This is a genomic window from Methylomonas montana, assembly GCF_030490285.1.
GTDB classification, from domain to species: Bacteria; Pseudomonadota; Gammaproteobacteria; order Methylococcales; family Methylomonadaceae; genus Methylomonas; species Methylomonas montana.
In genome coordinates this window covers 2,562,293-2,588,926 of the sequence record NZ_CP129884.1, presented here as the reverse complement: position 1 = coordinate 2,588,926, position 26,634 = coordinate 2,562,293, and the positions used below count along the sequence as shown (strand labels likewise).

At 47.8% G+C, this 26,634-nt stretch carries 22 protein-coding genes; 6 read left to right on the top strand and 16 right to left on the bottom strand.

Going from position 1 to position 26,634, the window contains the following annotated elements; all coding sequences use genetic code 11:
* Positions 1–3 precede the first annotated feature (3 nt).
* From QZJ86_RS11960 to QZJ86_RS11945, 4 genes are read left to right on the top strand one after another with little or no spacing between them, the layout of a single operon-like run.
* Complete coding sequence (locus QZJ86_RS11960; protein ID WP_301670642.1) at positions 4–963, top strand: acetylxylan esterase; 960 nt, start codon at positions 4–6, stop codon at positions 961–963.
* A gap of 3 nt (positions 964–966) precedes the next feature.
* Positions 967–1,695, top strand: coding sequence for an esterase family protein (locus QZJ86_RS11955; protein ID WP_301670641.1), 729 nt, complete (start codon positions 967–969; stop codon positions 1,693–1,695).
* 38 nt (positions 1,696–1,733) lie between these two features.
* Positions 1,734–2,828, top strand: a complete 1,095-nt coding sequence (locus tag QZJ86_RS11950) for an efflux RND transporter periplasmic adaptor subunit (protein WP_301670640.1) — start codon at positions 1,734–1,736, stop codon at positions 2,826–2,828.
* Positions 2,825–5,866, top strand: a complete 3,042-nt coding sequence (locus QZJ86_RS11945) for an efflux RND transporter permease subunit (RefSeq protein ID WP_301670639.1) — start codon at positions 2,825–2,827, stop codon at positions 5,864–5,866. The genes QZJ86_RS11950 and QZJ86_RS11945 overlap by 4 nt, the downstream gene beginning before the upstream one ends.
* Before the next feature lie 136 nt (positions 5,867–6,002).
* Here QZJ86_RS11945 and glyA read toward each other — a convergent pair whose 3' ends face one another.
* From glyA to QZJ86_RS11930, 3 genes are read right to left on the bottom strand one after another with little or no spacing between them, the layout of a single operon-like run.
* Positions 6,003–7,262 (bottom strand): serine hydroxymethyltransferase, encoded by a 1,260-nt coding sequence (glyA, locus tag QZJ86_RS11940; protein WP_301670638.1) that lies wholly within the window; start codon positions 7,260–7,262, stop codon positions 6,003–6,005.
* Positions 7,263–7,287: 25 nt separating this feature from the next.
* Positions 7,288–8,640 (bottom strand): glycerate kinase type-2 family protein, encoded by a 1,353-nt coding sequence (locus tag QZJ86_RS11935; RefSeq protein ID WP_301670637.1) that lies wholly within the window; start codon positions 8,638–8,640, stop codon positions 7,288–7,290.
* Between the two features lie 18 nt (positions 8,641–8,658).
* The gene (locus tag QZJ86_RS11930) at positions 8,659–9,516 is read right to left on the bottom strand and encodes an NADP-dependent methylenetetrahydromethanopterin/methylenetetrahydrofolate dehydrogenase (protein WP_301670636.1); all 858 of its coding nucleotides are present in this window, start codon (positions 9,514–9,516) and stop codon (positions 8,659–8,661) included.
* A 209-nt stretch (positions 9,517–9,725) separates the two neighbouring features.
* On the opposite strand from QZJ86_RS11930, the gene QZJ86_RS11925 reads away from it, so the two are divergent.
* Positions 9,726–10,703 (top strand): malate dehydrogenase, encoded by a 978-nt coding sequence (locus QZJ86_RS11925; RefSeq protein WP_301670635.1) that lies wholly within the window; start codon positions 9,726–9,728, stop codon positions 10,701–10,703.
* 38 nt (positions 10,704–10,741) lie between these two features.
* Here QZJ86_RS11925 and QZJ86_RS11920 read toward each other — a convergent pair whose 3' ends face one another.
* The 13 genes from QZJ86_RS11920 to QZJ86_RS11860 all read right to left on the bottom strand — a co-directional run bounded on the left by QZJ86_RS11920 (position 10,742) and on the right by QZJ86_RS11860 (position 24,853).
* A complete protein-coding gene (locus QZJ86_RS11920; protein ID WP_301670633.1) occupies positions 10,742–11,620 on the bottom strand; it encodes an FAD:protein FMN transferase in 879 nt (292 codons plus the stop codon).
* A gap of 110 nt (positions 11,621–11,730) precedes the next feature.
* Positions 11,731–12,690, bottom strand: a complete 960-nt coding sequence (locus QZJ86_RS11915; RefSeq protein ID WP_301670632.1) for a glycosyltransferase family 2 protein — start codon at positions 12,688–12,690, stop codon at positions 11,731–11,733.
* A gap of 75 nt (positions 12,691–12,765) precedes the next feature.
* On the bottom strand, positions 12,766–13,866 hold the full coding sequence (locus QZJ86_RS11910) for a glycosyltransferase WbsX family protein (RefSeq protein ID WP_301670631.1): 1,101 nt from the start codon (positions 13,864–13,866) through the stop codon (positions 12,766–12,768).
* Between the two features lie 101 nt (positions 13,867–13,967).
* On the bottom strand, positions 13,968–14,543 hold the full coding sequence (locus QZJ86_RS11905; RefSeq protein WP_301670630.1) for a tetratricopeptide repeat protein: 576 nt from the start codon (positions 14,541–14,543) through the stop codon (positions 13,968–13,970).
* Between the two features lie 63 nt (positions 14,544–14,606).
* Positions 14,607–15,617: a glycosyltransferase family 2 protein gene (locus QZJ86_RS11900; RefSeq protein ID WP_301670629.1), complete on the bottom strand. Its 1,011-nt coding sequence runs from the start codon at positions 15,615–15,617 to the stop codon at positions 14,607–14,609.
* Positions 15,618–15,827: 210 nt separating this feature from the next.
* On the bottom strand, positions 15,828–16,787 hold the full coding sequence (locus QZJ86_RS11895; RefSeq protein ID WP_301670628.1) for a GDP-mannose 4,6-dehydratase: 960 nt from the start codon (positions 16,785–16,787) through the stop codon (positions 15,828–15,830).
* Positions 16,788–16,949: 162 nt separating this feature from the next.
* Positions 16,950–18,275, bottom strand: coding sequence for a glycosyltransferase family 4 protein (locus QZJ86_RS11890; RefSeq protein WP_301670626.1), 1,326 nt, complete (start codon positions 18,273–18,275; stop codon positions 16,950–16,952).
* Between the two features lie 330 nt (positions 18,276–18,605).
* Positions 18,606–19,139 (bottom strand): FkbM family methyltransferase, encoded by a 534-nt coding sequence (locus tag QZJ86_RS11885; protein ID WP_301670624.1) that lies wholly within the window; start codon positions 19,137–19,139, stop codon positions 18,606–18,608.
* A gap of 24 nt (positions 19,140–19,163) precedes the next feature.
* Positions 19,164–20,411 (bottom strand): ABC transporter ATP-binding protein, encoded by a 1,248-nt coding sequence (locus tag QZJ86_RS11880; protein ID WP_301670623.1) that lies wholly within the window; start codon positions 20,409–20,411, stop codon positions 19,164–19,166.
* A gap of 48 nt (positions 20,412–20,459) precedes the next feature.
* On the bottom strand, positions 20,460–21,278 hold the full coding sequence (locus QZJ86_RS11875) for an ABC transporter permease (RefSeq protein WP_301670622.1): 819 nt from the start codon (positions 21,276–21,278) through the stop codon (positions 20,460–20,462).
* A 61-nt stretch (positions 21,279–21,339) separates the two neighbouring features.
* The gene (locus tag QZJ86_RS11870; protein WP_301938971.1) at positions 21,340–22,569 is read right to left on the bottom strand and encodes a glycosyltransferase family 4 protein; all 1,230 of its coding nucleotides are present in this window, start codon (positions 22,567–22,569) and stop codon (positions 21,340–21,342) included.
* A gap of 54 nt (positions 22,570–22,623) precedes the next feature.
* The gene (locus QZJ86_RS11865) at positions 22,624–23,577 is read right to left on the bottom strand and encodes a glycosyltransferase family 2 protein (protein WP_301670621.1); all 954 of its coding nucleotides are present in this window, start codon (positions 23,575–23,577) and stop codon (positions 22,624–22,626) included.
* 25 nt (positions 23,578–23,602) lie between these two features.
* Positions 23,603–24,853: a hypothetical protein gene (locus QZJ86_RS11860; protein WP_301670620.1), complete on the bottom strand. Its 1,251-nt coding sequence runs from the start codon at positions 24,851–24,853 to the stop codon at positions 23,603–23,605.
* Between the two features lie 256 nt (positions 24,854–25,109).
* Between QZJ86_RS11860 and xrtA the strand changes: the two genes are divergently transcribed.
* Positions 25,110–26,633 (top strand): exosortase A, encoded by a 1,524-nt coding sequence (gene xrtA / locus QZJ86_RS11855; protein WP_301670619.1) that lies wholly within the window; start codon positions 25,110–25,112, stop codon positions 26,631–26,633.
* Position 26,634 lies beyond the last annotated feature (1 nt).

The following is a 26,634-nucleotide window of genomic DNA, read 5'->3' as shown; positions in this document are numbered from 1 at the left end:
TTAGTGAGTTCATTCGATCATTATTACAATTATGATCCTGGCTATGGTTATAGTCTTGACGATTTGTTAAGTGTTCCCGCACCGCAGGAGCCGGACGATTTCAGTCTGTTTTGGCGGGATAAATACCAAGCAACCCTCGCTCAATCGCCGCAACTTATTTTGAATTACCAATGCCTACGGGCAGGGTATAAGGTTTACGACATCAGTTATCAGTCTACCGATGGCATCCGGATAGCAGGTTGGTTGTTGGAGCCGGAATCGCAACTCATCACCCAATGCATTGTCGTCGGCCATGGCTATGGCGGCAGAGAGCAGCCGGATTATCATTTGCAAATCCCTGGTGCGGCATTATTGTTCCCTTGCTTTCGCGGCATATCGCGTAGTCGCTGCGATAATTTTCCGGATCAGCCGAGTCAGCACGTCGTACACGGTATCGATCATCCTAAAAACTATATTATTGGCGGCTGTGTCGAGGATCTTTGGTTGGCGGTATCTGCACTGGCCAAGCATTATCCGGCAATGGTTGATAGTATCGGCTACATGGGCATCAGTTTTGGTGGCGGTATCGGCGCTTTGGCCGCACCGTGGGACGATAGGATTAAACGGGTTCATCTCAATGTGCCGACGTTCGGCAATCAGCCCTTGCGCTTAAGCTTGCCGACCAGCGGCAGTGCCGCCGCGTTAAAGGCTTATAGTCAACAGCATCATCACGTATTTGACACATTGGCATATTACGATGCCGCTGTTTCCGCACGTTATGCATGGCAGCCTTTGCATGCGGCCGTAGCGTTATTCGATCCGGTCGTCGCGCCGCCGGGACAGTTTGCGATTTACAATGCCTGGGCGGCCGATAAATCGTTGTTCGTGCTGGATGCCGGGCATTTCGATTACCCGCGTAAGTTTGATCAAGAGCGTCAGCTTATCTCGGAATTGCAAAGTTTTTTTGGAGTTACATCGCTTTAAATTATGAATCGCGAATATCACCACTGGTATAGCCCGCGTTTGGGCAGAGACATGGAGTTTCTGATTTTTGGCCATGCCGGTGTCAAAGTGTTGATTTTTCCGACTCGTGACGGCCGTTTTTACGAATACGAAAATCTCAGGATAGTCGATAGTCTGCGCGCGAAAATCGAGGCCGGACAGTTGCAGTTGTATTGCCTGGACAGCATCGATCACGAGACGTTCTACTGTTTCTGGAACCGTCCGGAAGACCGCATTCAACGGCATATGCATTTCGAGGATTATGTCCTGAACGAAATCATGCCGTTCATGGCCTTGAAAAATCCCCATCCCAGCGTCATTGCCCACGGTTGCAGTCTAGGCGCTTATCATGCCGCCAATATTGCTTTTAGACACCCGCAATTGTTTAAAAAGTTGGTGGCATTTTCCGGCCGTTTCGATCTGACCTTGGACGTGGAATACTTCAGAAACCTGTTTGACGGTTATTACGACGATAACATCTACTTTCATACGCCCACGCATTTTTTGCCCAATTTGAATTGCCCTGGGCAGTTGGCCGAATTGCGCAAAATGGAAATTACTTTGGTGATCGGAAAGGAAGATCCGTTTTTGCAAAATAATCACGATTTGAGCCAAATATTGGCGCGGAAGGGTATTCGGCATCAGTTATACGAATGGGAGGGACGGGCCCACCAAGGGCATTATTGGCGGCGCATGGCGCCTCTGTATATTTGATAGACTATTCCTTTCGTCTCCATCTCGTTAATTTACGTATGATTAAACGTATCCTGCTCGTCTTGTTGTTCTCCGTGTTGATTCTCGGCGGATTGTTTGGCATGAAATTTTTTCAGATCAATCAAGCCATCAGCCAGATGCAAGCGCCACCGCCACCGCTGGTTGCCGTCGCCGACGTTAAACATGAGCAATGGCCGGCCTCGTTGGCAGCGGTCGGCAGTTTACGCGCAGTCGCGGGCATTAACATCAGCAACGAAGTGGCCGGGCAAATCAAGGCGATACATTTCGAATCCGGGCAAGCCGTCAAGCAAGGACAATTGCTGATCGAGCTGGATAGCGCGACCGACCAAGCCGAGTTACAAGGTCTGCAGGCCGAGCAGCGCCTGGCGCAAATTCGTTATCAACGCAGCGCTCAGCTGAAAGACAAAAAATTCGTGTCGCAATCGGATTACGACCAAAACAAAGCCTTGTTGGAAGAAGCAAGCGCCGCGGTAAGTAGTAAACAAACGCTGATTGCCAAGAAGCAGATAAAAGCGCCATTTAGCGGCGAATTAGGCATACGCCAGGTGGATTTAGGCCAATATTTACCGGTCGGTTCCGCCATCATTCTGCTGCAACAACTCGATCCTATCTTTCTGGATTTCAGCTTGCCGGAGCGCTATTTAAGCCAACTCAATGTCGGTCAGCAAGTTGCCGTTAATGTTCAGGCGTATCCCGATCAATCTTTCGGCGGCGAAATCATGGCGATCAGCCCGGCGGTGGAGCAACAAAGCCGCTCCTTGAAAGTGCAGGCCCGCTTAAAAAATCAGGATAGAAGGCTGCATCCCGGTATGTTTGCCCAGGTGCAAATCGTTTCCGGAAAACAGAGTTCGGTATTAACCGTGCCGGATACGGCGGTTACATACAATCCTTACGGTGAGTCCGTGTTTTTGCTGGTCGGTAACGACAAAGGTTTTACCGCACAAAACCGGCAAGTACAAACCGGACAGAGCCGAGCGGGCAGGGTAGAGATTGTCAGCGGTCTCAATGCGGGGGATAAAGTAGTCAGTGCCGGACAGGTCAAACTGCGCAACGGCATGCCGGTGGCCGTGGACAGTCAAGCGGCGCCTGGCGAACGCGGGGCTGCGCAGTGAAATTTACCGATCTGTTCATCCAGCGGCCGGTGTTGGCCAGTGTAGTCAGCTTGCTGATTCTGATTCTGGGTTTGCGGGCGTTGACGGTATTGGAACTGCGCCAATACCCGGAAACCGAAAACACCGTGGTGACCATCACCACCTCTTATCCCGGCGCCGGCAGCGAACTGATCAAAGGGTTTATCACCACGCCCTTGCAGCAAGCCATCGCCGAAGCCAATGGCATCGATTATCTATCCTCCAGCAGTCGGCAAGGTAGCTCGGTAATCGAGGCGCATATGCGTCTGAACTACGACCCGAACGCCGCCGTCGCGGAAATCCAGGCCAAGGTCGCCAGCCAGCGTAACGTGTTGCCGGAAGAAGCCGAGGATCCGGTGATCACCTCGCAGACCGGCGACGACACGGCTTTGATGTATATCGCACTGTACAGCGATACCTTGCAAGCCGCGCAGCTCAGCGATTACATGCTGCGGGTGGTGCAGCCCAAGCTGCAAGCGGTGGCTGGCGTCGGCAAAGCGGCGATGTTGGGCAATAAGACCTTTGCAATGCGGATCTGGCTGGATCCGGAGCGGATGGCGGCGCTTGGCGTCACTGCCGGCGAGGTAGATCAGGTCTTGCGCGCCAACAATTATCTGTCCGGAGTGGGCGGCACCAAGGGCAATTACGTCAAGCTCGATTTGGGCGCCACCACCGACGCGGTCAGCCAGCAGCAGTTTCAACAATTGGTCGTCAGCAATCGCGGCGGCTCACTGGTGCGGCTGGCCGACATCGCCAATATCGAACTGGGTAGCGAAGATTACGATTCGGTGGACTGGTACAAAGGCAAAATGGCGATTTTCATGGGCATAGAACAAGCGCCCGGCGCCAATCCGCTCACCGTCGCCAAAGCCGTTAAGCGGCAATTAAAAGAGATCGAACGCGATCTGCCCGATGCGATGCATATATTGTTGCCCTACGACGCCAGCCAATTTATCGAGGATTCCATTCACGAGGTATTCAGCACCTTGCTGGAAGCGGTCGCCATCGTCTTGGTGGTGATTTTTTTGTCTTTGGGTTCGTTTCGAGCCGCCCTAATCCCGGCGGTGACCGTGCCTTTGTCCTTGGTGGGCGGTGCGTTTTTGATGCTGGCAATGGGCTTTTCGCTGAACTTGCTGACCATGCTGGCGATGGTATTGGCGATCGGTTTAGTGGTCGATGATGCGATCGTGGTGGTGGAAAACATTCACCGGCATATCGAGGACGGCCACACCCGGATGCAGGCTGCCATCGAAGGTGCTCGCGAACTGGGTCTGCCAGTCATCGCGATGACGACTACGCTTATTGCGGTTTACGCGCCGATTGGCTTCATGGGAGGTCTGGTCGGCACCTTGTTTACCGAATTTGCATTTTCCTTGGCCGGGGCGGTATTGATTTCCGGGATAGTGGCGCTGACCTTGTCGCCGATGATGAGTTCGCGCTTTTTGAAAGATGCCGGCCAACCCGGCCGCTTCGAACTGGCTGTCGAACATTTTTTCGACAGCTTGGCCCGCTTCTATCTGCGCTTACTGCACAAGGTACTGGAATATCCGGCGGCGGTGATGATGTTTGCGTTGCTGATGTTGGTTAGCATTTATTTCATGTTCATGCTCTCCAATAAAGAGCTGGCGCCGACCGAAGATCAAAGCTTTTTGTTCGCGATTTCCACCGCGCCGCAAACTGCCACCTTGAAATATAACGAAGTCTATGCGCGCGAGTTGATCAAGCAGTTTGAGAGCGTCCCGGAACACGAAGAAAGCTTTTTGATCATGGGCTTCGGCGGCGATGCCAACACCGTGTTCAGCGGCTTCAAAATGCCTTCCACATTTCAGCGCCAACGTTCGCTGGAACAGATCGTGCCGGAGTTGCAGAGCAAAGTGGATAAAGTGGCCGGGTTTCAGAGCGCGGTGATCCCGCCGCCAAGCCTGCCAGGGTCGGGTGGCGGACTGCCGATGCAGTTCGTGATTACCAGCGATGCAGATTACGTGAAGCTGGACCAAGCAGCCGACCAACTGCTGGACAAGGCCATGCAAAGTGGTCAGTTTGCTTTTCTGATGAAAGACGTTTCCTTCAATCGGCCGAAATCGACGCTGGTGATCGATCGTGATCGTGCCGCCGATCTGGGCATTACCATGCAGGATATAGGCAGTAACCTGGCGACCTTGCTGGGTGGGCAATATGTCAATCGCTTCAGCTTGCAAGGCCGTAGTTATAAAGTGATTCCGCAGGTGGACGATGCTTCCCGTTTGGATGTCGGCAAGCTGGATTATTACTATTTGCGTACCGCCTCCGGTGCGCAAGTACCGTTGTCCTCGCTGGTAAAAATCGAAAACTCGGTGGAACCCGGCAAGCGCAGCCAGTTTCAACAATTAAACAGCCTGACTGTCAGCGGCATGGTGATCCCCGGCGTGGGTCTGGGCGATGCGATGGCCGGCCTGGAAAAAATCGCCGGCGACGTGTTTCCGCGTGGTTTCGGTTGGGATTACACCGGCGAATCTCGGCAATATCTACAGCAGGGCAATGTGTTGATCGTCACTTTTTTCATGGCGCTGCTGATTATCTACTTGGTGTTGGCCGCGCAATTCGAAAGCTGGCGCGACCCTTTGATCATTTTGATTTCGGTGCCATTATCCATCGCCAGCGCAATGGCGTTTTTAATGCTGGGTTTTGCGACGGTCAATATTTACACGCAGGTGGGCTTGATTACCTTGATCGGCTTGGTCGCCAAGAACGGCATCTTGATCGTAGAGTTTGCCAATCAATTGCAAATTCGCGAGGGAATGGGCAGGCACTTAGCCATCGAACAAGCCGCCAGCATTCGGCTACGGCCTATCCTGATGACCACCGTGGCGATGATCGTGGCGATGCTGCCTTTGTTACTGGCGACTGGGCCGGGCGCCGCCAGCCGGTTTGCGATTGGTTTGGTAATCGCGACCGGCTTAGGCTTAGGCACCTTGTTTACCTTGTTCGTGGTGCCGGCTTTTTACTTACTATTGGCTCGCGATCATACGGCACAGCAATAGGCGATGGGTTTAACGAGCGGCCGGTCATGCTTATCATGGCCGGCCTCGAGATGAGTGGGTAGCTGTTGTACCGGCCGGATTTTGGATTGATTGACTTTAGCTTGATGGGCATCCGCTGGGATGCCCTGATTCAAACTTACTCCGCCGAATAAACCGGAAAACGTGCGCACAGCAAATGCACTTTTTCCCGGACCGCGTCGATCACGCTTTCGTCTTCGATGTTATCCATCACGTCGCACATCAAATGCGCCACCTGGCGCACTTCGTCTTCCTTGAAGCCGCGCGAAGTGGGCGCCGGAGTGCCGACGCGGATGCCGCTGGTGACGAAGGGCGATTGCGGATCGTTAGGCACCGCGTTTTTATTGACGGTAATGTGGGCGCGGCCCAACGCGGCATCGGCAGCTTTGCCGGTGATGCCTTTCGGGATTAGCGACACCAGCATCAAATGGTTGTCGGTACCGCCCGATACCACGTCGAAACCGCGTTTGATAAACACGTCCGCCATGGCCTGGGCGTTTTTCACCACCTGTTGTTGGTAGGTTTTAAATTCCGGGGTCAGCGCTTCTTTAAAGGCTACCGCTTTGGCGGCGATCACATGCATCAACGGTCCGCCTTGAATGCCGGGGAAGATATTGGAGTTGATCTTCTTTTCCAGGTCTGGATTGCTTTTGCACAAAATCAAGCCGCCGCGCGGGCCGCGCAGGGATTTATGCGTGGTGCTGGTCACCACGTCGGCGATCGGTACCGGATTGGGGTATAAACCGGCGGCGACCAGGCCGGCGACGTGGGCCATGTCGACGACTAAATAGGCGCCAACTTTATCGGCAATGTCGCGGAAACGTTGCCAGTCCCAGATGCGGGAATAAGCCGAGAAGCCGGCAATGATCAATTTAGGCTTGTGCTCCAATGCCAGCGCTTCGACTTGTTCGTAATCGATTTCGCCGGTGTCTTTATTCAAGCCGTACTGGATAGCGTTGTAGATTTTGCCGGAGAAATTGGGCTTGGCACCGTGAGTTAAGTGGCCGCCGTCGGCCAGGCTTAAACCGAGCACGGTATCGCCAGGCTCTATCAAGGACATGAATACGGCCATATTGGCCTGAGAACCGGAATGCGGTTGCACATTGGCGTAATCGGCGCCGAACAGTTCCTTGGCGCGGTCGATAGCTAATTGCTCGACGATGTCGACGTACTCGCAGCCGCCGTAATAGCGTTTTCCCGGATAGCCTTCCGCATATTTATTGGTCAGCAGCGAGCCTTGCGCTTCCAGCACGCGCGGGCTGGCATAGTTTTCCGAGGCAATTAACTCGATATGGTCTTCCTGGCGTTGACGTTCTTGTTCCATGGCCTGGAAAAGTTCGTTATCAAAACCTTCAATGGTCATCGATTTGCTAAACATATTGTTCTCCTAATGTGAGTTCGGGTTATTCGTTGGGATGCAGCAGCAGGACTTGCAAATCGGCCACATTGGTGCCGGTCGCGCCGCATCGTAGTAAATCGTTGGCGGCTTGCAATGCCGCATGAGAGTTATTATCGTCCAGCATCGCCGCCGGGTCGATAGCCGCGTCGCGCATGCGCCGCAGCGAGTATTGATCGACGATGCCGCCCGCCGCGTCGGTGGGGCCATCGAGGCCGTCGCTGCCGCCGCTGAGGAAAGTCCATTCGCCGATCAAGCCCTGTTTTTCGGCGGCCAGCGCAAAAGCCAACGCCATTTCCTGGTTGCGGCCGCCTTTGCCGTTGCCTTTTAAGGTGACGGTCGTTTCGCCGCCGGCGATTAGCGCGGTCGGTTGCTTGATGTCGGTGGCTACGTCCCGTGCATGTAAAACCAGTTGTTCGGCCATCGAACGGGCTTCACCGCACAATTGTTTGCTATAGAGTCGGGTTTGGTAACCCAGTTTGCGAGCGGCGTCCAATGCCGCATCGACGCTGATCGCATTGCTGCCGACCAGGGTATGCCCCGTTTTTTTGAAAATCGCGTCACCGCTCTTCGGTGTTTCAATCCGTAAACCTTTTACGCCTTGTTGCAAATGGGTTTGCACAGCGAGCGGTACTTGTTGCCAGATGCCGAACGATACCAGTATCTCGACCGCATCGGCGTAAGTGGTATCGTCGGCAACGGTTGGGCCGCTGGCGATGGCGCTTAAATCGTCACCCAATACGTCCGACAGGATCAGCGCATGCAAGTCGGCCGGTGCAGCCAGCCGGGCCATGCCGCCGCCTTTTAATTGTGACAGATGCTTACGGACACAGTTGATTTGATTGATGCTTGCGCCGCAAGCCAGTAAAAGCTGGGTGGTAGCGATTTTATCGGCCAGCGGAATGCCTTCGGCCGGGTAGGGCAGCAGTGCCGAGCCACCGCCCGATACCAGCACTAAAACCATTTCGTTCGGTCCGGCGCTCTGCAAGCGATTGGCGATAATTTTCGCGGCTTGCAGTCCGTTTTCGTCCGGTAAGGGGTGGCCAGCCCCCAGCACATCGACTTGGTCTAACGAGGCAAGATTTTCGTAATTAGTGACGGCGATGCCTTTGCCGGCTAAGCAGGAGGCGGGAATAATTTGTTGGGCGGCTTTTGCCATCGCGCAGGCAGCTTTACCGAAAGCGATTAAATGAATGCCTCGCCATTCGCCGCGCCGCTCAGCTTGATTTGCGCCAATATGCAGTTGGCGCCCCTCGAACTTAACAACGCGTTTTACCGCTAAAAAGGGATCGGCCGCCGCCACGCCGGCCTGAAAAACAGCTACCGCATGTCCGCGAAGGCTAGGTGTGGCTGAGGGCATACCGATCCGGCCCGGACCTTAAGCCATGGCTTTGGCTAGGGCGAAAATGATTTCGGCGTCGAAAACCTGTTTGTTATCTTCGAAGAGTTTGGCGATACAGGCGCGGTGCAGCGCTAATTTAAGCGTGCCGAAGCCAATGGCGCCCCAGATGATTTTGCCGTGACGTATCTCGCCTTTATCCATGACATCGGTGCCGCCGATACCGGCCGGCGGCGTCGCGTTAGCGTCGGCCAGCAGTTGCAGCTCAGGGTTGTTTTGCCAATGTTCAGGTTTCAATAATTCCACTCCGGCGGCGCCGGTGGCCAAGACGATATTCGCATCTGCAATTGCCGCCGCGCGGCTGTCGTAGTCGGCGGCTTCCAGCGGAGTTAAATCCACGCCGAAGCGCTCTTTCATCGCAAAACAGGCTTTTTCGGCGTTAAAAATATGCCGGGAGGTGATGCTGACTTGAGCGCCTTCCAGCGCCATCATGGCCGCCGCGCGTTGTCCGACTGGGCCGGTACCGGCAAGCACCACGGCTTTCTTGCCAGCCAAGGACGCGCTGCTGGCGAGTTTGGCGACGGCCGCCGCCGCGGTGGTGTTACTGCCATTGCTATCCAGCATCACCGAGACTTGGAAACCCGGAAAGAAATGTTTTTGCACCGCGAGCAGGAGCTGTTGACCGGCTTCCATATTGCTGCCGCCGATGAAAATGGCGGTATTTTTCTTGTCCTTGGGCGCGCGGGTAAAAATAGTGCCCTCAACCAATCCGCCGATGTTGTCGGGCGTCAGGCTGCCATGACCGATGACATGGTCGGCGCCGCCGTCGTATGCCACGACAGTGTCGAAAACGGAAGGATGGCTGTCGGTGTCGAATTGGAATAGCAGTTTTTTCATTAACCTACCTGATATCAAGAGAGGGTGGCCTAGCGGATATGATTAACCGGCCGCATTATACAGAATAAAATTTGAGGCGCTTCAATATCCACGCGGCGGCCGTGAGGGTTGGAATTAGTGATTGTTTGCTAAAAAACTTTATGTCATATTGAAAAAAATGCGCCGCGTTGCCGGTCGTGGAAGAGTCTAATAATCAAAGAGGAATGCAGATGAAAACGCCCGTAGATATTGCCGTAACAGGTGCCGCTGGTCAGATTAGTTATTCCTTGTTATTTCATTTGGCGTCTGGCGAACTATTGGGTCCCGATCAGCCTATCGTGCTGCGCTTGTTGGAAATTCCACCGGCGATGAAACAACTGCAAGGCGTGGTAATGGAGTTGAACGATTGCGCCTTCCCGTTGATTAATAAGATCGTTATTACCGACAATCCGAAGGTGGCATTCGAAAATGTCGATTATGCATTTTTAGTGGGCGCCAAGCCGCGTGGACCGGGGATGCTGCGTAGCGACTTGTTGCACGATAATGCGCAGATTTTTATCACGCAAGGCAAAGCGCTGAACGAGGTGGCAAATCGGAATGTGAAGGTGTTGGTGACCGGCAATCCGGCCAATACCAACGCGCTGATTGCCATCAAAAACGCCCCCGATCTGGCGCCGGAGTGTTTCGCGGCGATGACCATGCTCGATCATAAACGGGCGATCAGTCAGGTCGCGGAGAAATGCGGCGTGCTGAGTCGGGACGTGAAAAACGTGGCGATTTGGGGCAATCACTCCTGTACCCAATATCCCGACCTGCATCATGCCAAGGTTAAGGGCATGGATGTGTTGTCGCTGGTCGAGCGATCCTGGTTTGTCGACGATTTCATCCCCACCGTACAATATCGCGGCACGGAAATCATCAAGGTACGCGGCCAGTCCAGCGCGGCATCGGCGGCGCACGCGGCTATCGAGCACATGCGAGTTTGGGTGCACGGCACCGATCCAGGCGATTGGGTGAGTATGGCGGTGGCTTCCGATGGTAGTTATGGTATTGAAGAGGGGCTGGTTTATTCCTTCCCGGTCACGGTCGTCGATGGCCAAATTAACATCGTCAAAGGCTTGGATCTCAATGATTTCAGCTGGGAAAGACTTCGCCAAAACGAGATTGAGTTAAAAGAAGAAAAACAGGCTATTAGTCATTTGCTATAAGTCTGTTGGGCGCTGCCTAGGCAGCGCTTTTAACGGTGCTACGTGGCTGGGTGGCAATTTAACGAGCCGCCCGAATTGCCGTTGGTATCAATCCAGAGGTGCGGTAAGCCCAGTTGCTCAAGCCAAGCAGGGCCTTGTTCTTCCTTGAGCATGGCAATGGTGGACGCGCTGCCGGCGACCACGCAAAAATCGCTGACCACGCTGACGGATGCCAGATAACGAACCGGCCAGCCGGTTTTGGGATTGAGGATATGTCCGTAGCGCTGCCCGTTTACCATGATGCAACGTTCATAATCGCCACTGCTGGCGACTGCGCCGCTGCGCAGTGCCAGAGTGCTTGCCAGGCTTTGTTTCTGGCGAGGATGGTGGATGCCAACCTGCCAGGCACCGCCGTCCGGTCTGGGGCCTATCAACTTGATGTCGCCGCCGAGATTGATAACACCGTGTCGCGCGCCGGCGTTCCAACACAAAGCAGCGGCACGATCGGCCGCATACTCTTTGACGATACCGCCAAAATCCAATTCCATACCGGCTACTGGAAATTCCAGCAATGGCGCTTGCCAGCGCAGTTTGTGCCAACCCACGCTACCTAAAAGCTTTTGTATTAGCGCTTGATCGGGTAATTGCCCTGTATCGAAACGCCACGCCTTTCGCAAAATGCCGGAACTGATATCAAATAAGCCGTCGCTTTGCTGATAACAGGTTGCCGCATAATCCAGTAATCCAGCGGTTTCTGCGTCGACTGCAATACTGCCTCCCTTTACGGCGACATTATTGATCTTAGAAAGTAGGCTGTCGGGTTTATAACGCGAATATAAGTTTTCTAGGCGTTGCACGTCGGCAACGACAATTTCGACGAGGTGGTTTGCTAACCGTTTGTCGTCCGTGAAGAGTTGTATTTCACAGCTTGTGCCCATTGCTTTGAATGGGAATTGGCAATAATTGGGTGGGATTCGACTCAAAATCAGTGCAGGAAAGAAGAACGGAGATGCTAATTAAGTCTTTTATGAACCAATGGCTTATAAAATTATTGGCGTAATTTTTCGATAAGTGAACGATATATATTGTAGGGCAATAGCGTAGGTAGTAGATACTTTAAATCTTTGATACTGAAACTGCCGAGTTTTAAAGATTTTCTAAATAAATGATGAGCGCCCTGTAAATCGTTTTTCCAGTAGCAATCGTAAGCATGATGTAATAATTGACCGTCAGTGATATGGTCAATTTTTGATTTTCCTAATAGTTTGACTGTTTCAGGAAAATCTTTAATAAAGGCTTTTTGCACGCCCCAGTGATTTAAAACGGCACGGGCCCTGTTTTTGGAAATTTGTTCCCCTTGTTGATGGTGATAAAAAGCCAATACCTCGGGTACTCTGACAATTTTCGAGAATGCGGCAATTCTAAGCCACATATCAAAATCTTCCGCCGTTAGCCAGTTTTGATTAAAGCCATTGACCTTGTCAATTGCGGTTTTTCTTGTTAAGGCTGCATGGATAGGCCACGGGCAACTTCGCAATAAAGTCGCTAGTTTGTCATGTTCTTCATAGTTTGGAGGGATGTAAGGCTGACATTGATTCGCCGCCAAGCCAATATTTTGCCAGCCGCAATATGCCAATGCGCAATCGGGATTATCTTGTAGTGACTGATAGAGTTTGGCCAAAAACTCCGGGTGCCAACTATCGTCTGAATCCAGAAAAGCGATCAAGTCAGCTTGCGCTACCTGTATGCCTTGATTTCGTGCCGGTCCGGGGCCCTGATTAAACTGGGAGAATATCCGAATTTCGGGATAGCGTTTTGATAAATGTTCCAGTTTCAATAGCGAGTCATCGGTTGAACCGTCGTCAACGATGATTAACTCGAACGCGTTGAAAGTCTGCTGAAACAAATCTTCGATGGTTTTTTCGATCACTAGCGCCGCGTTATAGCACGGCATGATCACCGAAATGGCTGGCTGCTGCGGTGGTAAATTCTGATTGGATTGCACCATAAATACTATGAAACCAGCTTTGTGTTACCGATCTATCAATAACAATATCTGATTGGCTTATTTAATTTAAATAGGCTACTTATTATCTTCCAAGGAAGATGCCCCAAGTTCTTCTTTAATCACTTGAAGATAACCATGTCCATATTTCTGATCCGGCTCTAAGTAATTACCCTCGGCCCATTCATTCCATGCCTTGATAAAGATGATGCGCTTTTCCGGCTCATAATGCTTGATAAGCGAAAATGCTCGGCGTAATAATGATCTGAACAATTCCGGGGTTGATTCATGAAAGACCAGTCCATTTTCTCCCGAGCGAGGCGTATTATCCCAATTAGGTAATACTGTGGGGTAATCGGGAAAAGGAGGAGGGGACTTGCGGATCAACATGTTTATTACCGCCGCATAATGATGCACAGTGACACGCGACTTTGTTTTTGAAAAAAACCGTTTAATTTTTTCGCCAAAGAAATTGCTTGGAATGTGACCGTCTTTAGGCGGTAGGGGTTGCCAAGTCGACGCATCCAGGCCGACGCTACGAGGGTTCCAGTCGGCCCTGAATCGGTAGTTTACGCCTACTAGATAGAGTCCTTTCAGACCGGCCTCAACGGCTAGTTGGCGCCAATAACTCAGCACATCGGGTAAATCAGGTATTTCTCCTGGATTAAATATCAAAAACAAGGGCATATCATCGACAGTAATATAACGTCGATCTTTAAACGCATTCAGTAGCCATTCAAAATGTTCTTTATGGTCATCCATGCCGGGATAGGTTTGCTCCATTAGCATACGGTCTGCCACGCCTTGCCAGATATTATTCCAGCTATGGTTGGCCCAGCATAAACAAAATGGAAAATCCGGCTCGCCACTAGATAGTATTTCGTTAACAGGCCTTTCCAACAGGCGACGCCCGTTTCCAAACCAGTAATGGTAGTAGCAAAAGCCTTCAATCCCATATTCCTTGGCAAGTTCTGATTGGGCGTGACGGGCTTCCGGTAAACGCAAGTCATAAAAACCCAAGTCTGCTGGAATGTGCGGTTGATAGTGCCCCGCAAACAATGGTTTGGCTTTTGCCACATTTGTCCATTCGGTAAAACCTTTTCCCCACCATTCGTCGTTTTCTGGCGTTGGATGAAATTGGGGGAGGTGGAAGGCGATAATTCTGGCCGCTTTGCTCATGTGGGGTCTGCTATTTTTTACTTAGAAAAAGTCAATGGATTAAAAATAAAAAGTGAAGTTTAAATATTTTTTATAAAAATTAGCATTATGTATAATTTATTCTATTTTAGTTTTTGCAGTCTTTTGCTAAGCATTTTTGAGTCGGGTATATTCTTTACGCCTTCTTCCAATAGTTCTTTCGCTAGTTGTTTTTGGTCTGTGCTAAGGTAAGCATCGGATAATATTATATAAGGCATTTTATATTTTTTATTAATGCTGATGGCTTTTTTTAAATAAGTAATTGCGTCTTTTTTATTGCCCTGTTCAAGTAAAACTTCTGCTTTTGTTGTGTAGATAAAAGGAAAAAGCACGAAATTTGGTTTTGCGTGCTCTTCCATGTACTTGAGATCGCTTGTGGCGTCTGACAATAGGTAACGCTTTCTTTCTTTGAGCTCAGGATTTGAAGGAAATATTGTTTTTGCTAGTCGTAGCGAATGTAAGGCTGCACAAAAGTGATGGGTATGACCAAAATCATTACCTAGCTTTCTTGCCCATAAATCGACTTCATGCGGGGAGTCCGGTTTTAGTTTTGCTTTGCAGAATGGCGGCAGCGCCATAAAGTCTAGGTCTGATTCAGGGTATAATGCAAATGCATCATGAAAAAATAAGGTAAACAGAATAAAAATGATCTTTAACATTAGTTTATCCTTAAAATGTGAAAAAATAACGATTTTTTGTTTTAAACTTTTGGGTGATTTTTATCATCGATAAAACCGCCACATTTTACTTTTTAGCCAGTTGTTGGCTTTTAAGGGAAGCAAATGCCATGATGTTTCAAATTTTGGATACTGATTCGCTAATTCAGTCCATATTTTTAATTCATTTGCATTTATTGATTGTTTTTGTCTTGCCGATGCTGTATTTTTGAACCAAAAAGCTTTTTTTGCAAATTCCTTTTTTAGGTTAATTTTTTTGCCGGACAAAGACTTTGATTGGCGCAATATAGCAAATTGCGGGTTAAAGGCGAACTCGTGAAGTAATAGCAAATCTTCTAACTCGTGTGTGCGAAAATTGTGCTGTTTTGCGTTTAAAGAAGTCGTGGAGTTTGAATGGACTCTGAAATGAGCTAAGTAATGAGGTATTATAGTAAGTCCTTCATTAACACCTATCCTTATCCAGTATTCTATATCGCATAGTTGTGAGAAACTGGGATTAAAATATCCATATTGATCAAACACAGTTTTGTGAATAAGTGTGCTTGTCGGTTCTCCGATAAAATTATCAGGACAAGATAAGACTGTTTGTGCAAAATAAACGTTATTAACGTTTATTTTTTTTTCAAAAACATCAGAAAGGCGGGGGTATTTTCTGAATGTCTCTATTGTTCCTTCATTCACATCGGCTTCGAATAAAAAATCTCTATAGCAAGCGATAAATCTTGATTTGTCGTTCGCTGACGCCATCATCAATTCTAAGCAGTTATCAGTAATTAAGTCATCTTGGAAAACAAATTTTATCCATTCTCCTTTGGCTAATTCAATACATTTATTCCAATTGCCTACCAAACCTAAATTTTTTTCATTTTTGAAAACATGTATTCTCGTGTCATTTAAGGCATATGATTTTGCAATTTCATGACTTTTATCAGTCGATTGGTCGTCGACTATAACGACTTCGAAATTTTTATAAGTTTGATTTAGAATGCTATTTAATGCATCCTCCAGATATTGTTCTCCATTGTATATTGGAATGCAAATGCTGACTTTTGGCATAAAAATATGGGGTAATTTTATTAAATATGGTAATTTTTTAAAGGTGCTCTGTTTTCAAAAATATTCTGGTATTTTAGATTAACTTTTTCAGAAAGCAGCGTCAAAAAAATCTTTTTAAATTAATATAGTAGATAAGGTTGTTGAACTATAAGAGTGAAATTTATATCTTGATATTTTTATTAATTATGCTGGAGATGATCATGGTTTTAGTTATTTATTATGGTTATAGTCATGCTTAACCATTTCCCGAATCACATCCTCGATTTCCATGCGGTGTCGCCAACCTAATGTTGAACGAATATGGGCTGTATTGCCACGACTGACTCGAATTTCTGAAGGGCGAAAAAGCCGAGGATCGCTTTCAACATGCTCCTTCCAGTCAAGATTTAGTTCGATAAAAGCGCGCTCCACAAAATAAGCTAGCGCTACCGTTCTGCCGGTAGCGACTACGTAGTCGCCACCATGCGGTTGTTGGGTCATTAACCACATTGCTTCTACATAATCGGGTGCCCATCCCCAATCTCTTTGGATATCAATATCGCCTAGTATTAATTTCTCTTTTGAGCCCTTCGATATTCGACAAGCGGCTGCAATAATTTTGCGAGTAACAAATCGCTCGGGTCGCATAGGCGATTCGTGGTTAAATAGTATGCCGCTACTAGCGTGAAGTTTGTAGGCATCTCGGTAGTTGGCAACTTGCCAGAATGCGGTCGATTTGGCAACCGCATAGGGACTCCGAGGCCGAAAAGCGGTATTTTCATCGGCTAGCTCGCCGCCAGTGTCGCCAAAGCATTCACTGGAACTCGCGTTGTAAAAACGAATCGCCGGATTGACAAAGCGAATGGCCTCCAACAGATTTAATGTACCAACCGCGATGCTTTCCATCGTCTCCACCGGTTGTTCAAAAGACAGTCCTACTGAACTTTGTCCTGCCAAATTATAAACTTCATCCGGTTTAACATTTGCCAATACGGAAAGTACGCTACGGAAATCGTTGATTGCCATGGAACATAATTTGACTTGATCGGCGATTCCTAAAAATTGCAGGCCGCGACCTGACATCAAATATATATCCCTTGAGGTGCCATAGACTTCATAACCTTTGTCGAGCAGCAGTTTTGCTAAATAACCGCCATCTTGACCGCCGATGCCACAGATCAATGCGCGCATTTTATTATTCTCTTTTTGTTAAACTTCAAGTATAGACGCTGGTACGGCAAGGTGTTTATCCGGGTTGTTATATTCTCGATATGCTGACCCAATAGAATCAATGAGCCAGCAAATATGTTCTTGGATTATTCAAAAGTGTGAATACTAATACCCGAATACTTATTAATTCTTGCGGAAACGCCATAGTAAGTGGCGATCGAATTTATTTTGGACTTTATGTACAAATCGTTGAAATGGTGTCATCTTTCTTAAGCGTTGTTCGTAGTCAAAGCGTCTTATGGATTCTCGAGCTTGATTAATAAATAGTTGTCTATCTCGTTGCGGTAGAAACTCCCGGTTTTCCCAGATAGCTTTCAATTCATCTACGAAAGCTGTTTTGCATGCTAGTTCGTGGTGTTGATTAGCATCTGCCGCCGCTCTTATGCCAAGTTGTAAACGAAATTCAGTGTCTTCGGCCAGTTTTTTTAGCCATGCTGCTGCTTGTGAAATACTTGGTTCTGCCCATTTAGTCTCGAAACCTAGTTCGTTAGAACCGTAATGCAGGGTGTTGGCTTCAATAGGTACGAGGTCGAACTGCACTAAGCATGAATTCGTGTAATTCATATAACTCATATTACCAGACCAAGCGGTTGCAACGACCGGTTTACCAAGCCGCATGGCTTCAAATGGAACGAGCCCTAAACCTTCTGAGCGGTGCAAGCTAATGAACGCATCGCAACTGGCATAAAGGCAGAGAAGGTCGTAATAAGTGAGATTTTCCTGGATGAGATGGATTCGTGAATCCGACCCTATATATTCGAGGAAATGGTTCACAGACTCTTTTATTCTTTCATCTCCACTAGAATAATTGACTTTAATTGCCAAATGACAATCTGGAGAATTAGGAAAAGCCAGTTTAAATGCATCAATTGCCGCATATGGGTTTTTTCTATCGATACTACTATGGGGGTCAAACCCCATATAAACTATGAACTTTGACTCTGGGAGTCTATATCGTTTACGATTAGGTAGGATATTTGCAGGTATCGATACTGGGTGGGGGGCTCGAAGTATTGGTATTCCAGTAATATTATTACTTAGTAACGCATATACAAAATCTGATCCGGCAATAAGCACATCAAATACTTTTGCCGCTTCTATCCAGTGTTGTGGAAGGCTTGTTAGTTCCCACCACACAAAGAAAACATTCAACCGGTTATTTACTGGGAGTCCATTTGGAGGTGATAAGGCGAAGCGAGGAATATCATGAGCTCCGAATATAGATAAATTGACAGCAAACGGTACGTTGTTGGCTGATGAGATAAAATATTGTTCTAAACTTTTATCGAATCCGCTACGCCCTCCTCCGGCCTCAATATCTAAGATACTTACTTTTTCACCTCTGTTGAGAAAGCAATCAACAAATTGCCTGAGTGAGTTTCCTAAGCCTACATTCGCGCTGGCAAATCCTATAATATTCAAACCAAATGGCGTTATTTTCTCAGTCATGGTAGGTTCGTTATTAAATAAAATTGAGTTTAGTAATTTTTATAGAAATCGATAAATAATTTTACCCATAATGCTGGAGCGAAATTTATCGAATTCGTCCGTCTTACGGATGGCTGATTTAAGTCTGTTTTCCAAATTCTTCATTTTTTCTTCTGCGAGATCGGCTCTGTCCTCAGCAATTGTGGCGCGGTAAGGTACAAATGAATCGAATACATTGGGTGGAGTAGAGAAATGTCTAAGCAGCTCAGGTTCTTCTTGCCGTACATAAAATCTATTTAGCCCATCGAAATAGGCGTATATATAACCTCGCTCAAGAATAAACTCATCCCATTAATGATGGGATGCCGCTTGTGAAAGAGGCAAAGTTGCTTCAATGACCAGCACTCTAGGTCGAAAACGTTTCCAGTTGCTGCCTTGGAGTACCTGAAATTCAGTTCCTTCTGTATCCACTTTTAGAAAGTCAATTTGTTTATCCTTGACGTAGGTGTCGCATATGTTTTCGAGTGTACTTATCGGCACTTCTTGTTCCTGAACATCAAACCCTTTCAGTCTATGCTCGTCGGCATGATTGGCGTTGAAGGTAGATAATCCCGTGTCGGTAATCGCAAATAGTGTACAGATTCCAGGTTTTTCTAATAATGCGATATTTAAATTGATATCACGTATACGCGATTGCTTAAGTTTTTTAAAATAGACAGGGAACGGCTCTATATTAATTCCATGCCAGCCTTTTTCATAAAAATGCTTGGTTACAGAATCTACGGTGTCGTCCCATGCATCAACGTCAATACAGAAACCAGTGGTTTGATCTTTAAATATTCGTTCCAATATGACATCTTCAAAGTTTTGTGCGTATGAGGTCATATTTGTCTCGTTTTAATTATGTGTTTATGTATTATGGATGATCCAATTTCCGCCAAAAGATACAAATCCTTGGTGTACTGTTCGGCTTCGGCTAATTTTTTCTGAACAGACTTGAAAATGATATAAGTTTTCTCCGTAGAATAGATTCCGGTCGTTGCCCTTTAGCGCAGCGCCTACTCTGATAGCATAAACTCCAGGAAGTAGGATTATTTCTGGGATTATATACTCAAGTGTAAATTCCCCAGGGTCAATTGTAACGGATTCGGAGATACTTAGAATGCTGTCATCATTAGCCACAAAAATTAGATCCGGGGTATGAGCACCAATTCCAAAGGTTGGGTCTTTTAATTTTACGTTTGTTTTGAAGTGTATTCGAATTGTTACGGCTGATCGATAATTAATTCGATCGATTTTTTGGCCATCAGCATTTAATATGCTTATATCTAAAAGTTCAATTTCACCTGTCGAAGAAATGGTTGAATTCGCTTTAGATAATTTTTGTTGGTGTATGGTTTGTAGTTTAATTTTTTCGTCGCTCTGCTCAAAAAATGCATTGCATGCTAAAGAGGGTTCGCCATCTACAATTTTTTTGCCATGATCAAAAAGTAATACTCGATTACATAATCTTTCAACTTGCCTAATATTATGACTGACTAGCAGAACAGTTTTTCCTTGACGGTTGATTAAATCTTCCATTCTATCGAAACACTTCCGTTGAAATGCTAGATCGCCAACTGCCAATACTTCATCAACAATCAATATATCGGCTTCCATGCTGGTTGCGATAGAAAACCCCAGTTTAACTGTCATCCCCGAACTGTATCGTTTTACTGGCGTATCGATAAATTGTTCAAGTTCGGAAAAATCAATAATTTCTTCGAGTTTTTGCCGAATTATTTTTTTGGGGATGCCTAGAATAGCCCCATTCAAAAATATATTCTCTCTTCCCGTTAGTTCCGGATTGACACCGGCTCCAACTTCAATCAGAGGCGCGACACTTCCGCGGACGATGACTTCGCCTTTGGTGGGTTTGCTGATATTGGCCAGGTGTTTTAGTAGAGTACTTTTGCCCGCCCCATTGTGGCCGATGATGCCGACCACTTCGCCTTCTTCTATATGAAAATTGACGTCGTCCAATGCCTTGAAGCATTCGCGTTCTTGCACAGGTTGAAAGGTCAGTCTTTTCAAGGCATTCAGAGCGGTTTCCTTGATACTGGTTAAGTGGCCTAGCTGATATTCTTTGGTAAGGTGGTTGACTTCTATGATGGCCATAAAATGGGTTTAGCGTGTATTTGTTTGGTTGATATTTTGGGCTGGTTGTTAGATCACATCGGCAAACCAGTTTTCAGCACGCTTAAAAAACCAGTAACTGATCGGTAGTATGGTCAGCGTTAGGATTAAGCCGGGATACAAGGCGTTAAAGTCGGGTTCGGTCGCTTTAATCAATACTCGTTGAAAACCGTCGATAATTCCTACCAATGGGTTGAGCGTATAGAGTGTGTAGAGTTTGTCTGACCATTCGCCGGCGGCTTGTTCCACCAATAGTTTTTTTTGTACCAAGCTCAAAGGATAGATTACCGGCGAGCCGTACATGAGTAAGGACAAGCCAATGGGGATGGCCTGTGCTATATCGCGGTAATACACATTCATGGCTGCACCAAAAAAGCTGATAGTGAGCGCGACAACCATGGTATAGAGAAGAAATGCCGGTACCCAACAGGTGTAAATACTGGGTACGATTTGATAGTAAACCATCATTCCTGCCAGGATTGCAAAGCTGATAATCAATTCAACCAGTTTGGTGACCATGGCAGTCAATGGGAATATTTCCCGAGGGAAATAAATTTTTTTAATCAATGAGGCATTGGATGTAACGCTGTTGACGCCTTCGGAAACGGATTCCTGAAAAAAAACCCACGGTATCAGGGCGGCAAAGGTAATTAGTGGATAAGGCAGGCCTTCGGTTTCGATGCCGACAAAACTTTTAACTAAAGTAAATACCAACATTAACATCAGTGGCTTTAATACTGCCCATAAAATCCCTAGATAGGCTTGCTTGTAGCGGAGGACAATATTTTTGTAAGTTAATGCCGCAATGAGTTCTCGGTAAATATACAAGTTTTTGATTATTTTTAGCATTGTAATGGTTGCTTTGCTTTTTTTTGACTCTTGAATGCGTTAATTTCTGATTAATCCAAGTTTATTGGATCAGTAGATTTTGATAAACCTTTTCAATTTGTTGCGTATGATGTTCGATGGAAAAGATTGATAAGGCTTTGGATTTTGCTTGATGTCCCAATTGCTGTGCCACCTTGGGGTTTTTATACAAAGTTAAAATTGATTCAGCCAAACTCGCCGCGTCTTTGGATTTAAAATGTAGGCCTGTTTTATTATGTTCAACCATTTCTGCTCCACCACCATGATTGGGTACGATTAAAGCGCATCCAATGGCCATGGATTCTATCACTACAGTACCTAGCGGTTCCGGACTGGTGGAGGCTGAAACCACAATATCCAATCCGTTATAGGCATTCGGCATTTCGCAGATGTGTCCGGTAAAAAAAACGGTATCGGTCAATTGTTCGTCTATGGCACGTTTCTTTAGTTCAGCTTCGTAATCAATGCAGTCGTCAGGCGTTCCGCCGATAATCAGCATTTTTAAATTAGGAATCGCAGTTTTTAATATTTTAGCGGTATCGATAAATACATGCTGTCCTTTCCAGGGAATCAACAGTCCTACCAGGCCTACGGCGAAGGCATCTTTAGAAATATTAAATTGTTGTCTGAAAAGTGTGCCATCGGCTGATAAATCCAGTTGGTCCAATGCAATACCATCATATACGACGCTGATTTTTTTTGCGGGTATTGATAGGCTGTCTCGCATGCCGTTGGCAACCCAATGCGACACGGAAATGAATTGATCGGGCAGGGAGTAGGTCCAGTGTACGGAATGAGAGCCGCCGGGGTCGCCACGGACATGGCTGATGCTGGGAATGCCCAATACTTTAGCCACCAATAGCGCTGCTCGGTTGCAAAGCGGTTCGTTGTTGGCGTGGATCAAATCGGCTTTGAATCGCCAAGCGCTCCAGAGCAGTTGCAGGAAAAATGGTAGAAAATTGCATAAATCGTCGGCTCTGGCAATGATTTGATCGACTAAAAATCTGAGTGCCGGTCGTTTGCTCAGCCATTCGATCGAGGCTGCTTTTGCCTTCAACCCCACCGTATCTAAATGCCGATCCGGAATGTGTTTCCAGAGCGCTTCATGGGCAATTTCTTCGTATTGCGGGCCAGTCCGGCCCGTGACGACCATCGGTAAATAGCGAGTGCGGTCCAGATTTCTAACCAGATGGCGCAAACAGATGATCGCGCCGCCATAACCTATTCCATTTTCTACATAAAGTATTTTTTTTATACCGCTATTGTCGGTCATGTAAGCCGGATTATTTGGGTTCATTGGAATGATCTTAGCAATGCTCTCATATTATCAGGACTTTGCGAATTTTTGTTTAATAGTCCGTATTGCAGAAATCAACGGAGTGGGTAAGTAGCAGCTTAACAAAAAGGCCAAACTATTCAGTTTGAATTGCTGTTTTAAACTATTCGTAAAAGCGTGGGCGGCATCGATACGCTGATCGTTGTTAAAGTACCAATAGCCCAAGGTCCAATAAGCTTCGGCAACCAGATGATCTGGTTTTATGCCTTGTTTGGCCAATTGCGGCCGGGCATATCGGCGAATCGAGTCCATGACCTTGGTCAGGTCGATCAACATTCGTTCGCTGGCTTGAGTGGCGTTGTTGCCATGCTGACGGCGTAACATCAATATCTGTGGCAGGCAGCTAATCGGGTGGTTGGCGGCGATTTTTGCCCATAGCTCCAAGTCTTCGCCAAAACGGATGGCGGGATTGAATAAACCGGCCTGAATGACGGTTTCACGTTTGACCAATACCGTGCCGGTTGGAATAAAGTTTTTTTTGACCAGTCTTGCCAGCGCATCGGGTACAGGTTGGCCGGCTAATTTTTGAAAAGCATCCAGTAAGCGATGTTTAGCCAATACCGATTCGGTCAAGAATTTGTCGTCGTTGTCAATTTCCGCCATGTCGCCGGCGACTAAATGCAAGTCCGGATGTTTAGACAGCGTTTGCTTTTGCCAGGCAATTTTTTCCGGCGTCCATTGATCGTCGGCATCTAGGAACGCAATCCAGTCGCCTGTCGCCAGTTCGATACCGGTATTCCGGGCTGTGGACGGGCCTTGGTTACTTTGTTTGTGGTAAATGATGTTGCCGGATAAGGAAGCCACTACCTGCTCGGTGCTGTCAGTCGAGCCGTCGTCGATGACGATGATTTCGTCCACTGCACTGGTTTGCGCTTGAATGCTGTTAATCGCGGCGCGAATGAATGGTGCGCTGTTATAGGCGGGGATGACGGCGCTAATTTTCATAAGCTAATGTGTAATGGCAAAGGGCTTAATGGCGTTTATGACTGGTTTTGCAAATTAGCCACGCCGGCAGTATCAGACCGCTACAATAACCCAGTAGCGCTAATTTACGATGGCGATAGTATAGCCGATATAAAAACGCGCCAATTTTCCGGTGACTATCGGCATGCTTAAGCGGTGGCCATTGTTTACCGTTGAAATGATTGACGATGCCATGATGAGCTTGTAAGGCCTCGCCAAGCTCGGGTGAGGCCAGAAAGCGGACGTTCGGCAAGTTTGTGGTAATTTCCTGCAGTAATCGGTCAAGTCCGTCGATAGACTGGCGACACTGTTCCGCCGCGCGGGTGTAATTGTAACGATGCGTTGAGATACTGATCGGTAGCGCTTGCCGATATGCCGTTTTGGCTTCTGCAAAAGCGCTATTGGCGGTGTTTTTTCCGTCCACCGGTTCGTACATGACGTTTCTAACCAGATATATCTGGCCGAATCGATTGGTTTCTCCGCTACGGATGATGGGCGGGTCTTGGAGGTAATGCCCGGATTGATCGCGGCCGGTGCAACGATAGCCGGCGGTTTGAATGGCGATAATATCGTTCCGTTGCCAGCTCTGCTCGATATCGTCATTCCACAAATAGCAAGGTGCGACGGCGCTGCGGCTAGGATAACCAAACATCGCGGTGAAGCTGTGCATGGCAGTGCTAACGATCATGTTAGCCTCGTCGGGTAAGATGGGTACGGTTGGTAAATGACGGCCGTCCACGTAATGGCCTTGCAAAGGCGAATCGAGCTTTTCCCAGTCCCACCAATCGACTGTGGTTCTTGCGGTCGCTAGGCGCGGGTCTTGCTGTTGGCATAACTCGGCAAAGGCTTTGCCGTTCAGATGCTCGAGACCATGTAATTGTGGAACCAGGGTATCTTGTTGCATGCCTTGGTATAGGGCTTGGTAAACGACTGGGAAATCCTTATCCAACATGCGTCGAAAGTATTGGCCATCGGCTGCGGCGTCTATCCTGGCAATATCGGGAACGGCTAAAACCAAGTCGGCTGTCAGCACAGCTGTGCGATTCACCGAATCGCGATGCCCGGCTAACATGTTGAGTAATTGCCGCAAACGTTCGGCATGAAAGTCGCCGCCGGGCCCCCAGTCGTCGCTTTCGATTAAGACCGGCGTATCGGCAAAGTACGGCTCGCGCCAGGTAGCGATAAACAAGGGTTTCTTCCATAACCATAAGGCACACAGGCATATTAGCCAAAAGCCTAAAAAAAACAGAATTGTCATAAATTATGTTTGATAATTAAAAAGCTCGATCATCGTACTTGTCGTAACGCTACACTCTTATCCTAGCAGAGAGTACTAGTTCCAGGCCCCTGAACTAGTCAGCAATCTTCCGATATGTCGCGAATGTAGCCGAATAGCTGTGATGGTAGCGAGAAATGGCAGTTTTTGAAATGAATCGTAGCCTATATTTCGATTTGAAGCGGGCTCTAGCGGGTCAAACGTGACTCTTAAGATGGTAAGTATTCGAGGAAATAGAATGTTAAAAGCAGTAGAACTACCACTGCACTGGCGAAGACCGTTAGGGGGCGTAGTGTTGCTCACGCTGGTATCGTTGACTGTTTTCCATACAACTTGGGCGTCGATAGAGGCGATTTGGTCGCGTTCGGATACGTTTGCTCACGGTTATTTGGTGGGGCCGATCAGTATTTGGCTGATTTGGCTGCGCCGAAACCATTATCGAGATTTGCAGGCGGTGTTTAGCGGTTTAGGCCTGTTTTTTTTAACCGGTAGCGGATTTACTTGGCTGGTGGCCGATTTGGTCCATGTCCTGGTCATTCAACAATGGGCGGTGGTCGGGGTATTGGTAAGCGGTTTTTGGGCGATGCTCGGTACGCGAGTCATCACGCAAATGCTATTTCCGATACTGTTTTTGTTTCTAATGGTGCCGTTCGGCGAAGAGTTTATTCCGTTGCTGATGGAATATACTGCGACGTTTGTGGTGACCGTGATCCGGTTGACCGGCATGAGCGTTTATCGGGAGGGTTTGTTTTTTACCTTAACCTCGGGCAAATGGTCGGTGGTCGAAGGCTGTAGTGGTTTGCGTTATTTGATTTCTTCCTTAACGCTGGGCACTGTCTATGCGTATCTGAACTACAGCAGCTATAAAAAACGTACCATATTTATCGCGGCATCTTTCTTAACGCCGATCCTGGCTAATGGTTTGCGTGCCTACATGATCGTGATGATCGGTCATTTAAGCAGCATGAAGCTGGCGACCGGTGTGGATCACATCGTCTATGGTTGGGTGTTTTTTGGGCTAGTCATGTTCGGTTTATTTTATGTCGGGTCGTACTGGCGTGATGAGGACGCCGGGGGGCTACCCAGTACCCCGGTCAGTTTGAACACCGAATCCGCGCCGAGCGGGTTTGAACCGACTTATCGGCATTATTGGGCGTTACTCGCGGTGACCGCGTTGTGTGTTTCGATATGGCCGACAGCGTCGCGAGGCTTATCAGACTTGCAAGCGGTGAACGTAGTCGTGCCGGAAAGCTTAATTCATCCGATGCCTGATCGCTGGCAGGCTAGCACTAGTCCGGAGTGGGGATGGGAGCCGAGTTTCAACGGCGTGGCGGTGGACGCGAAAACGTATATCAGTGACGGTCATACGATAGTGGGAATGTATATTGCCAACTTCGGCGACGAAACGAAGGGTGGCGAATTGGTCAATTCGCAAAACTATCTAATTCCACAAAAGCACAAAATATGGCGAATGCTGCAAGACAATATAAATTCTTTGCAGTGGGCATCGGGCGAACAGGGCGAAGTCGAAGAATCGGTGCTGAATAGCACGGAACGAGAGTTATTGGTGCTGCGTTGGTATCGGGTTGGGCAAAAAAATACCGCGAATGCCTATGTCGCCAAATGGTGGCAATTACTGAAACGCTTGTCCGGCGACACATCGCCGGAATTATTGGTGGTATTGTTTGCCGAAACACCGCATCAAGATTACGACTCGACTAGGGAAAAGCTTAAGCAAATTGCTGCGGCCTGTTGCAGTTGAA